This is a genomic window from Paracoccus homiensis, assembly GCF_900111675.1.
GTDB lineage: Bacteria > Pseudomonadota > Alphaproteobacteria > Rhodobacterales > Rhodobacteraceae > Paracoccus > Paracoccus homiensis.
Window position 1 is genome coordinate 45,762 of sequence record NZ_FOHO01000013.1, and the last position, 10,382, is coordinate 56,143.

The following is a 10,382-nucleotide window of genomic DNA, read 5'->3' on the forward strand; positions in this document are numbered from 1 at the left end:
CCCAAACCGGAGGAAACCATGTCTGCAGAGAATCTCTCGCAGCAGGATGAGCGTATTCGCGCGGAATCCCTTGCGACCAAACTGATGAAGAAGCCGGAACTGGGGGCGATCGGCGGCGTGGTGTTGGTGACGCTGTTCTTTCTGGCCACCGCCGACAGTGCCATGTTCACCCTGTCCGGCATCATGAATTTCATGACGCCTGCCGCGCAGCTGGGCATCCTTGGCATCGCGGCGGCAATGCTGATGATCGGCGGCGAATTCGATCTGTCCATCGGGTCGATGGTTGCCTTTGCGGGCATGGTGTTCGGTGTCTTTACCGTCAATCTGGGCCTGCCGCTGATCTTCGCGATTCCGCTGACCATGGCCTTTGCGGCCCTGATCGGGGCGCTGAACGGGGCGATCGTGCTGCGCACCGGGTTGCCATCCTTCATCGTGACGCTGGCGGGCCTGTTCATCCTGCGCGGTGCCTCGCTGGTCGGGCTGAAGCTGTTCACCGGCGGATCGACCCAGCTGCGCGGCGTGCGCGACGCGGTCGAGGGGGATTTTCTGGCCCCGCTGTTTTCCGGCGATGCCTTCACCGGGCTGTTCGGCTGGCTTGCCAGCATCGGCGTGATCGACAGCTTCAAGTCCGGCGCCCCGAAAGTGCCCGGCATTCCGGTCGAAATCCTGTGGTTCGTGGTCATCGCGCTGGTGGCGACCTATATCCTGGTCCGCACGCCGGTCGGCAACTGGGTCTTTGCCACGGGCGGCGATACCAATGCGGCCAAGAATTCGGGCGTGCCGGTGCGCGGCGTCAAGATCTCGCTGTTCATGCTGACGGCCTGCGCGGCCTCGCTGGTGGCGATCATCACCGTCATCGACGCCGGGTCGACCGACGCCCGCCGTGGCTTCATGAAGGAATTCGAGGCGATCATCACCGCCGTGATCGGGGGATGCCTGCTGACGGGGGGCTATGGGTCGGCCATCGGGGCGTTCTTCGGCGCGATCATCTTCGGCATGGTCACCATCGGCCTGACCTATACCGATTTCGATCAGGACTGGTTCCAGATCTTCCTGGGCGGGATGCTGCTGCTGGCCGTCGTCTTCAACAATGTGATCCGCAAGCGCGTGACGGGAGAGCGTTAAGATGACCCGACCGATCATCCATATGGAAAGCATCAAGAAGCATTTCGGCAATGTCATCGCGCTGAACGGTGTGACCTTCGACGTGACCCCCGGCGAATGCCATTGCCTTCTGGGCGACAATGGCGCGGGGAAATCCACCTTCATCAAGACAATGTCGGGCGTTCACAAGCCGACCGCGGGCGAGATCTTCTTCGAGGGCAAACCCCTGTCCTTCGACAGCCCGCGCGAGGCGATGGAGGCCGGGATCGCCACGGTGTTCCAGGATCTGGCGATGATCCCGCTGATGTCGGTGACGCGCAATTTCTTCATGGGGCGTGAGCCGACAAAGGGGCGCGGCCTGACCAAGCGGCTGGATATCGACCGCGCCAACGAGATCACGATGGAAGAGATGCGCAAGATGGGCATCAATCTGCGTGCGCCCGATCAGGCGGTGGGCACGCTGTCGGGGGGCGAGCGTCAGACCGTCGCCATCGCCCGCGCGGTCTATTTCGGCGCGAAGGTGCTGATCCTTGACGAACCGACCAGCGCGCTTGGCGTGCGCCAGACCTCGAATGTGCTGTCGACCATTGCGCGGGTGCGCGAACAGGGTGTCGGCGTCGTCTTCATCAGCCACAATGTCCGTCACGCCATGGCGGTGGGCGACCGTTTCACGGTGCTGAACCGCGGGCAGACCCTTGGCACCGCCGTGAAGGGGGAAATCACCTCGGCCGAGTTGCAGGACCTGATGGCCGGTGGCCAGGAACTGGCCCAGCTTGAAGGCTCGCTTGGCGGTACGATCTGAATGACGGGCAGGGCCGCGCGTCCTGCCTTTCGGTCGGCCCTGCGGGGCGGGACCATCAATCTTGCCGGGTGATGGGCGCGGCAGTCAGCAAGCGGAACGCAGGATATGAAGAAACTGGATGTGATCACGATCGGCCGCTCATCGGTTGATCTGTACGGTCAGCAGGTCGGCGGCCGGCTGGAGGATATGGGTTCGTTCGCGAAATATATCGGCGGCAGCCCGACGAACATCGCCTGCGGGACGGCGCGGCTGGGGCTGCGGTCGGCCGTGATCACGCGGGTCGGCGACGAACATATGGGCCGCTTCATCCGCGAGCAGCTGGCCCGCGAGGGGGTCGAGACCGCGGGCGTCGCGACCGATCCCGAACGCCTGACCGCGCTGGTCCTGCTGGGCATCCGCGACGAGGACCAGTTCCCGCTGATCTTCTACCGCGAGAACTGCGCCGACATGGCGCTGTCGCCAGACGATATCGACGAGGGCTTCATCGCGGGGGCCCGCAGCGTTCTGGCGACCGGCACCCATCTGAGCCATCCGCAGACCGAGGCCGCTGTGCTGAAGGCGCTGGAACTGGCGCGCAGGCATGGCGCGCGCACCGCGCTGGACATCGACTATCGCCCGAACCTGTGGGGCGTCGCGGGTCATGGCGACGGCGAGAGCCGCTTTGTCGAAAGCGCCGCCGTCACCGCCAAGCTGCAGGGCACGCTGCATCTGTTCGACCTGATCGTCGGCACCGAAGAGGAATTCCACATCGCGGGCGGCACCACCGACACGGTCGCCGCACTGCGCGCGGTCCGCGCGGTGTCCAGGGCGACGCTGGTCTGCAAGCGCGGCGCGAAGGGGGCCGTGGCCTTTACCGGCGACATCCCCGACAGCCTGGACGATGGCGAGGCCGGTCCCGGCTTCCCGATCGAGGTGTTCAACGTGCTGGGCGCGGGCGACGGGTTCTTCTCGGGGCTGATGAAGGGCTGGCTGGAGGATGCCGACTGGCCGACCGCGCTGAAATACGCCAATGCCTGCGGGGCCTTCGCCGTCAGCCGCCACGGCTGCACCCCGGCCTATCCCAGCCTTGCGGAGCTGGACTTCTTCCTGGACCGCGGTGTCGTCCGCCCCGATCTGCGCAACGATCCCGACCTGGAACAGATCCACTGGTCCACGACCCGCGCCAGCCGCAACGCCGGCGACTGGTCCGAGATGCGCGTCTTTGCCTTCGACCACCGCCTGCAGCTGGAAGAGATGCCCGGTTACGACCTTGCCAAGGGTGCGCAGTTCAAGGAACTGTGCCTTGATGCGGCGCTGCGCGTCGCGGATGGCGGTTCGGGCTATGGCATCCTGTGCGACTACCGTATCGGCCGCAGCGCCCTGCACCGTGCCAGCGGCAGTGGGCTGTGGATCGGGCGCCCCTGCGAATGGCCGGGATCGCGTCCCTTGCAGCTGGAACCCGAACTGGGCAGCGATTGCGGCACGCTGGTCGAATGGGCGCGCGAGAACGTCATCAAGGTCCTGTGCTTCTGCCATCCCGACGACGATGCCGAGACCCGCGCCGCGCAAGAGGCCACGGTCAGGCGCCTGTTCGAGGCCGGTCGCCGCAACCAGCTGGAATTCCTGCTGGAGGTGATCCCCTCGAAGGTCGGTCCGGTGGACGACACCACCACCGCCACGCTGATCCGCCAGTTCTATGCCGCGGGCGTCTATCCCGACTGGTGGAAGCTGGAGCCGATGAAGACCCGCGCGGGCTGGCAGAACGCCATCGCCGCCATCGAGGATCACGACCGCCACACGCGCGGCATCGTGGTGCTGGGTCTGGATGCGCCGGAGGCCGAATTGCAGGCCAGCTTCGAGGTCGCCGCCGGTTTCGACCTTGTGCGCGGCTTCGCTGTCGGGCGCACGATCTTTGGTGCAGTTGCCCGCAGCTGGTTGCAGGGAAACATCTCGGATGACGAGGCGGTATCGGACATGGCGCGCCGCTATGCAAAGCTGTGCCGGATCTGGGACGCGGCGCGTGCCGCAGCAGGGATTGCGGCCTAGGCGACGCGGAAGGGGGCCAGCCCCCATCGCCTGACGGCGATTCCCCCCGGGATATTTGCCCACAGAAGATGGGTTGGGAGTGAGAGTTCATGGATAAGACAGTTCGATTGACCGCCGCGCAGGCGATGACGCGCTGGCTGTCGGTGCAGATGACCGAGGAGAACACCCGTTTCATCGATGGTGTCTGGGCGATCTTCGGGCACGGCAATGTCGCGGGTCTTGGCGAGGCGTTGCAAGGCATGGGCGATGCGCTGCCGACCTGGCGCGGGCAGAATGAACAGACCATGGCCCATGCCGCCATCGCTTTTGCCAAGGGGCATGCGCGACGGCGGGCGCAGGCGGTCACCACCTCGATCGGGCCGGGGGCGACGAACGTCGTGACGGCGGCGGCCTTGGCGCATGTGAACCGTTTGCCCCTGTTGATCATTGCCGGCGATGTCTTTGCCAATCGCCGCCCGGATCCGGTCTTGCAGCAGATCGAGGATTTCGATGATGGCACGGTCAGTGCGAATGACTGTTTCCGCCCGGTCAGCCGCTATTTCGACCGCATCACCCGGCCCGAACATCTGCTGAGCGCCCTGCCGCGCGCGATGCGGGTGATGACCGATCCGGCGAATTGCGGACCTGTCACGCTGGCCTTTTGCCAGGATGTGCAGGCCGAGGCCTTTGACTGGCCCGAAAGCTTTTTTGCGCCGCGTGTCTGGCGTATCCGGCGGCCCGAGCCCGATGCGCAGGAACTGGTCGAGGTGGCGGAACTGATCCGCGCGGCCAAGGCGCCCGTGATCGTCGCGGGGGGCGGGGTCATCCATTCCGGTGCCGAGCAGGCGCTGGCGGATTTTGCGACCTGTCACAATATTCCGGTCATCGAAACCCAGGCCGGGAAATCGGCACTGGCGCAGGCCCATCCGATGAATTTCGGCGCGGCGGGTGTCGATGGATCGGCGGCGGCCAATGCCGCGGCCGAGGCCGCGGATCTGGTCATTGCGGTGGGGACGCGATTGCAGGATTTCACCACCGGGTCGCGCACGCTGTTCGGGGACGCAGGGATCGTGGCGATCAATGTGCAGGCCTATGACGCGGCCAAGCATGGCGCGACCAGCCTTGTCGCGGATGCGCGTGTCGCGTTGGAGTGGCTGACCGGGCGGTTGGGCGGCTATCGGGCAATGTCGGCGGATGCCGAGGCGCGGGCCGCATGGCTGCGGGCCGTCGATGCCCATTGCGCGGCGCCGGGGGCGGTCAATGATCTGCCGACCGATGCGCAGGTCATCGGCGCCGTGCAGCGGGCGACGGGGCGGGACGCCATCGCCATGTGCGCGGCAGGTACGATGCCCGGCGCGCTGAAACTGTTGTGGCAGCCCAGCCAGGGTGGCTATCACATGGAATATGGTTTCAGCTGCATGGGATATGAAATCGCGGGCGCGATGGGGCTGAAACTGGCCCGGCCCGATCGCGAGGTGATCTGCTTTGTCGGTGATGGCAGTTACATGATGGCCAACAGCGAGCTGGCCACCGCGGTGATGCGGCGCGTGCCCTTCACCGTCGTGCTGACCGACAATCGCGGCTACGGCTGTATCAACCGGTTGCAACAGGGCTGTGGCGGCGAGGAATTCAACAATCTCTACAAGGATTGCAATGTCGAGGCGCAGCCGCAGATCGACTATGTCGCCCATGCCGGCAGCATGGGGGCGCATGCGGTCAAGGCGGCCAGCATCGCCGATCTGGAGGCGCAGATCGCCGCCGCGCGTGGCCGCGACATCCCGACCGTGATCGTCATCGACACGACGCCGGTGCCGGGTCCCGGCTTTGGCGATGCCGGCCATTGGTGGGACGTGGCCGTCCCTGCGGTGGGCCGCAGCGACAAGCTGCAACAGGCGCATGCCGCCTATCTGAACAATCTGGCGCATCAGCGCCTTGTGAACTGATTTCGCGGACCGGCCCCGCCCGATCCCTTCCCCGGAGAGACGACGATGATCCAGTTTGGTACCAACCCGATTGCCTGGGCCAATGATGACGACCAGAGCCTTGGCGCGGATATCCCGACCGAGCGTATCCTCGAGGAAGCAGGCCGCCTGATCGGCTTTGACGGGATCGAGAACGGCCATCGCTGGCCGCAGGACGATCCGCAGGCGCTGATGGAACTGCTGGGCGGCTATGGGCTGACCTTCGTGTCGGGCTGGCATTCGATGAATGTTCTGGCCCATTCGGTCGAACAGGAAAAACAGGCGATCCAGCCGCATCTGGACAAGCTGAAGCATAATGGCTGCAAGGTCTGCATCGCCTGCGAAACCTCGAACAGCATTCAGGGGCGGGACCTGCCGCTGAGCGCGCGCCCGGTCCTGGATGCGCAGAGCATGAAGGAATTCGGCGCAAAGGTCGAAGAAATCGCGCAATATTGCGCCGATCAGGGGATCGCGCTGGTCTATCATCACCACATGGGCACCGTCGTGCAGTCGCCCGAGGATATCGATGCCTTCATGGCTGCGACCGGCCCCGCGACCAAACTGCTGTTCGATGCGGGGCATTGCTATTTCGGCGGCGGCGATCCGGCCGGGATTCTGGCACGCCATGTCAGCCGCGTCGGCCATTTCCATGCCAAGAATGTCCGGCCCGCAATCCGCGCGCAGGTCGAGGCGAACGGCCTGTCCTTCATGGATGGCGTGCGCGCGGGCGTGTTTACCGTGCCGGGCGATCAGGAGGGCGGCGTCGATTTCGAACCGCTGCTGCGGATCCTGAAGGGTTATGGCTATGACGGCTGGATCGTGATCGAGGCGGAACAGGACCCCGATCAGCGCAATCCACTGCTGTATCAGACGCTTGGCCTGCACACGTTGAAGCGTATCGCCCGCGAAACCGGATTGATCTGAAAGGAACGCCGATGCCCGATCTTCTGAAACGCCCCTTCGGCACACACGGCAAGGTTCACCAGATCACGCCCGAAAGCGCGGGCTGGCGCTATGTCGGGTTCGATCTGATCCGACTGCGCGCGGGCGAAAGCTGGGCCGAGTCCACGGGCGAGGCCGAAGTCATTCTGGTCATGGTCGAGGGCAAGGCCCGGATCCACGCCGCCGGTCAGGATTGGGGCGAGTTGGGCCAGCGGATGAATGTCTTTGAAAAGACCCCGCCGCATTGCCTCTATGTGCCTAACGGCCAGGACTGGTCGCTGGAAACCACGACCGAGGCGACCATCGCCATCTGCAAGGCGCCGGGCAGGGGCGGCCACCCGGCCCGCCGCATCGGTCCCGACGGCATCACCCTGACCCCGCGCGGCGAGGGCAGCAACACACGCCATATCAACAACATCGCCATGGAGGCCGAAGATTACTGCGACAGCCTGCTGGTGACCGAGGTCTTTACCCCGGCCGGCAACTGGTCGTCCTATCCCAGCCACCGCCATGACGAGGACGACTTTCCCCGGATCACCTATCTGGAGGAAACCTATTACCACCGTCTGAACCCGGCCAATGGCTTTGGCATTCAGCGCGTCTATACCGACGATCTGTCGCTGAACGAAACCATGGCGGTCCATGACGGCGATGTCGTCTGCGTGCCGCGCGGCCACCACCCCTGCGGCGCGCCCTACGGGTTCGAGATGTATTACCTGAACGTCATGGCCGGCCCCCGCCGGAACTGGCGCTTTGTCCCCGCACCCGAAGTCGAACACCTGATGTAATACCGCCCCGCGCGGTTTCCCGGAGCCTGCCCCATGACCCAACCTTTTCAACTTGCCGCCTGCGCCGAAATGCTGTGGCGCGATCGCCCGATCGAATGGCGTGCCGCGCGCCTGACCGAGATGGGTCTGGGCGTCGGCCTGTGGAACTGGCCCGACCACGATCTGGCAAGGCTGGAAGCCGTGGGCGCGACCTATACCATCATGAACGGCTATCTTCAGGGGCGGCTGGCCGATGATGAGGGGGCCGATATGTTGCTGACCTCGGCCCGCGAAACCGTGCAGATCGGCAAGCGGCTGGGCGTGTCGCGGCTGAACCTGCATGGCACAGGTCTGGGCGATGGCGGCATTCCCATCCGGCAGCATGAACAGATCAGCGGCGCGATGTGGCTGAAGGCGCGCGATACCCTGCACCGCATCTGCGATCTGGCCGAGGCCGAGGGCGTGGTTTTCACCTTGGAGAACCTGAACCTGCTGGATCATCCGGGGTGCCCGTTCGGGGCGACTGCGGATGTTCTGGCGCTGGTGTCGGCCATCGATCGGCCGCAACTGCGGATCAATCTTGACCTCTATCACACCCAGATCGGCGAGGGTGATCTGATCCGCTGGTGCGAAAAATGCCTGCCCTGGATCGGCGAGGTTCAGGTGGCGGACAATCCCGGCCGCTTTGAGCCCGGCACCGGTGAAATCAACTATCCCGCCATCGCGCGGGCGCTGGACCGGATGGGCTATCGCGGCCCGGTCGCGATGGAGGCTTTTGCCGAAGGCGACAGCGATCAGGCCGTCGCGGCGTTTGTCCGGGCCTTTACCCTGTAGTCACGGCTGGCCCGTCGCCGGGGCGGGCCAGCCCCCTGTTATGGGTCAGGATGCGACCTGCGCCCCGGCCCGCGCGGTGCGCCGGGCGCTGATCCATTCATGGGTCTGGGTGATCACCATGCCCAGCAGCACCAGAAAGCCGCCGAACAGGAACTCTGGGGTCAGCGTCTCACCCAGCAGCACTGCGCCGGCGGCCACGCCGAACAAGGGTGTCATGAAGCTTAGGACGCCCAGGCGGGACGACCGATAGACCTGTAGCATCCGGAACCAGATCAGGAAGCTTAGCGAACAGATGATCACCGTCTGGAAGGACAGGCTTAGCCAGACCTGCGGGCTGCTCTGGATGGTCATTCTGCCAGCCAGGATGCAAAAGGCCGTTGCCGCCGCCCCCGCAATCGTCAGCTGATAGAACAGCGTCTGCGCGGGCGGTGCATCGGCCATGCGGGTGGTGCGGATCACAACCGTGGTCATGCCCCAGCTGAACCCTGCCGCCAGCCCCAGCAGATCGCCGATAATCATGCCCGGTGTCAGTGTCATCCCGGTGCTGCGCAGTTCGGGCAGCAGAAACACCGAGGCGACGCCCGTAAAGGTCACCGCAACGCCGACCCACTGGACCGGCGACATCCGTTCATCGGGCTGCGCCAGATGCAGCCCGATCGCGGCAAAGATCGGCGCGGTATACAGGAATACCGCCATATGCGACGCGGTGGTCCAGCGCAGCCCCTCGGCCACCAGCAGGAATTCCAGCGCGAACAGCGATCCCGCCAACAGGGCCGGTCCGGGGAACAGACCCGACAGCCAGCGGTCGCGCCGGATCACGCGGCTGAAGATCAACACAAGAAGCGCGGCGATGCAGGATCGCACCCCGATCTGAAGGATCGGATCAACCTGATCGGCAACGAATTTCATCGAGGTTTGTTGCAGCCCCCAGATCATGCACAGCATGACCATCAGGGCGATGGCGGTCATATCTATCGGTCGTTTCATGGCTTCGGCTTTCGGGTTGACTTGCCATCTGTCTAATCTGGCCGATAAGCTGGATATAGCGCGAACGCGCCAGTCGATACCGATGGATCGCCAAGCATGTCGTTTCTGCATCTGCGCCAGCCGCCCTATCACGATCATCTGCCCGGCCCGGTGTTCTTCCGGCTGGAACACATGCCTGAAAACGCCACCTATCCGATCATGCGCCACCCGTGGGGCGAGTTTGTCTATTCCTTCAGCGGCGTCACCGAATTGCGCAGCGAGGGCCAGCATTTGCTGGCTGCGCCGCATATGGGCTTCTGGATCCCGCCCGGCGTGCAGCATGTCGGCTTCAACCGACGCGCGGCGGTGCATTTCTCAGCCTATATCAGCAGGGAACTGTGTTCCGGAATGCCTGACCGGATCTGTTCGCTGCTGGTGTCCCCGCTGTTGCGGGCCATCCTGGACAATCTGGAAGGCGCGGTGTTTACCGGATCGGAACAGCAGTCGCGCCTGTTGCGGGTGATGGTCGATCAGGTCGCGGTTTGCGAAATCGCCGACAGCTTTGTGCCCGAAAGCGACGATCGGCAGCTGGCACGCCTTTTGCAGGCGCTGCGCGACAATCCCGCGGACGGCCGCAACAACGCAGAGCTGGCCCGCGCTTTCGGGTTGAGCCAGCGCACCCTGATGCGACGTTGCAGCGACGAACTGGGCATGTCGCTTGGCGAGTGGCGACAGCGTCTGCGCGTGATGCAGGCGATTTCGCTGTTGCAGGACGGGTACACGGTCGAGTCCGTCGCGCTGGACCTGGGCTATTCGACGGCCTCATCCTTCATCGCCATGTTTCGCCGAATTACCGGAAACAGCCCGGCACGGTTCATCCGGACATAAGCCAAAGTCGCCACCGGGTTTCAATCGACAGTAGGCCCAATGTTCGTTTCAGTACCCGGCGTATGTTCGGCCAATCTTCTGCAATACATGCATAAGATGCAATTGATCTAAGCG

The 10,382-nt window shown here is 64.5% G+C and carries 9 protein-coding genes; 8 read left to right on the top strand and 1 reads right to left on the bottom strand.

Annotation, left to right across the window (positions count from 1 at the left end; genetic code table 11):
• The first annotated feature begins 18 nt into the window (after window positions 1-18).
• The 7 genes from BMX67_RS15035 (at window position 19) to BMX67_RS15065 (ending at window position 8,414) form a co-directional block, all read left to right on the top strand.
• On the top strand, window positions 19-1,125 hold the full coding sequence (locus BMX67_RS15035) for an ABC transporter permease (protein ID WP_090736768.1): 1,107 nt from the start codon (window positions 19-21) through the stop codon (window positions 1,123-1,125).
• A gap of 1 nt (window position 1,126) precedes the next feature.
• Window positions 1,127-1,906 carry an ATP-binding cassette domain-containing protein gene (locus tag BMX67_RS15040; RefSeq protein WP_090736771.1) on the top strand — a complete coding sequence of 260 codons (780 nt, stop codon included), beginning with the start codon at window positions 1,127-1,129 and terminating at the stop codon, window positions 1,904-1,906.
• A 105-nt stretch (window positions 1,907-2,011) separates the two neighbouring features.
• Complete coding sequence (locus tag BMX67_RS15045; protein WP_090736773.1) at window positions 2,012-3,931, top strand: bifunctional 5-dehydro-2-deoxygluconokinase/5-dehydro-2-deoxyphosphogluconate aldolase; 1,920 nt, start codon at window positions 2,012-2,014, stop codon at window positions 3,929-3,931.
• 89 nt (window positions 3,932-4,020) lie between these two features.
• Window positions 4,021-5,853 (top strand): 3D-(3,5/4)-trihydroxycyclohexane-1,2-dione acylhydrolase (decyclizing), encoded by a 1,833-nt coding sequence (iolD, locus tag BMX67_RS15050; RefSeq protein WP_090736775.1) that lies wholly within the window; start codon window positions 4,021-4,023, stop codon window positions 5,851-5,853.
• A gap of 45 nt (window positions 5,854-5,898) precedes the next feature.
• Window positions 5,899-6,795, top strand: coding sequence for a myo-inosose-2 dehydratase (gene iolE, locus BMX67_RS15055; RefSeq protein ID WP_090736779.1), 897 nt, complete (start codon window positions 5,899-5,901; stop codon window positions 6,793-6,795).
• An 11-nt stretch (window positions 6,796-6,806) separates the two neighbouring features.
• Entirely contained in the window at window positions 6,807-7,601 is a 795-nt protein-coding gene (iolB, locus tag BMX67_RS15060) for a 5-deoxy-glucuronate isomerase (protein WP_090736782.1), read from the top strand.
• 33 nt (window positions 7,602-7,634) lie between these two features.
• The gene (locus tag BMX67_RS15065; RefSeq protein ID WP_090736784.1) at window positions 7,635-8,414 is read left to right on the top strand and encodes a TIM barrel protein; all 780 of its coding nucleotides are present in this window, start codon (window positions 7,635-7,637) and stop codon (window positions 8,412-8,414) included.
• A 45-nt stretch (window positions 8,415-8,459) separates the two neighbouring features.
• Here the strand turns inward: BMX67_RS15065 and BMX67_RS15070 are convergent, their stop codons facing one another.
• A complete protein-coding gene (locus BMX67_RS15070; protein WP_090736787.1) occupies window positions 8,460-9,401 on the bottom strand; it encodes a DMT family transporter in 942 nt (313 codons plus the stop codon).
• Between the two features lie 96 nt (window positions 9,402-9,497).
• Between BMX67_RS15070 and BMX67_RS15075 the strand changes: the two genes are divergently transcribed.
• Window positions 9,498-10,268 carry an AraC family transcriptional regulator gene (locus tag BMX67_RS15075; protein ID WP_090736792.1) on the top strand — a complete coding sequence of 257 codons (771 nt, stop codon included), beginning with the start codon at window positions 9,498-9,500 and terminating at the stop codon, window positions 10,266-10,268.
• The last annotated feature ends 114 nt before the right edge of the window (window positions 10,269-10,382 follow it).